A 704-nucleotide genomic window follows, 5' to 3' on the forward strand; every position below is an offset into this window, starting at 1 on the left:
TCGACACGAAGGTCGGCAGGACGTAGGCCTCGGTGAGGGCCTTGCGCTGCACCTTGCCGTACAGCGCGTTCTGGCCCGCCACGTCGCGCGTGCGCAGCGCCTCGTCCAACCAGCCGTCGATCTCCGGGTCGTTGACCCTGGCGGCGTTCGCCCCGCCGACGCCCGGCAACTGGCTGGAGTAGAACAGCGTGCGCAGTATCGAGCCGTCGATCGCCGACGGCGCGCCAGACCCCAGGTGGTAGTCGCCCGAGGCAAACGTTTGTACGATCGACGGAGTGTCCAGCGGGCGCAGGACGACCTCGAAACCGACCTGCTTGACCGCGTCCTTCAACGCTGTGTGGTAGTTCCGCTGCTCCTCGGTAGTGAAGGAGGCGGCAAAGGCCAGCGTTACGCTCAGCCGTTGCCCGTCACGGGTCCGGTAGCCCTCGCTGTCGGTAGTGGTGAAGCCGGCCTTCTCCAGCGTGCTGATCGCACGGTTCTTGTCGTAGCCCCAGATCTGCTCCACCGACTTGTCGTAACCCGGGGTGGAGGAGGTCAGGACGGACCGGCCGCTGGTGTAGGTGCCCTGGAAGAGGCCCTGCGTGATCGCCTCGGTGTCGACGGCGGACTGGAACGCGATACGCACGTCCCGTTCGGTGAACGGGGCCTTGGCGGTGTTCAGCGAATAGGTGAACGGCGATCCGACGGTCTCACGGCTGACCAGC

1 protein-coding gene is annotated in these 704 nt (G+C 66.5%); it reads right to left on the reverse strand.

Going from position 1 to position 704, the window contains the following annotated elements:
• Positions 1–704 (reverse strand): ABC transporter substrate-binding protein (locus DD1DGNOD_RS10845; protein WP_241255643.1); only part of this gene is annotated, 704 nt, incomplete at both ends.

This window comes from Candidatus Protofrankia californiensis (assembly GCF_900634765.1).
GTDB lineage: Bacteria > Actinomycetota > Actinomycetes > Frankiales > Frankiaceae > Protofrankia > Protofrankia californiensis.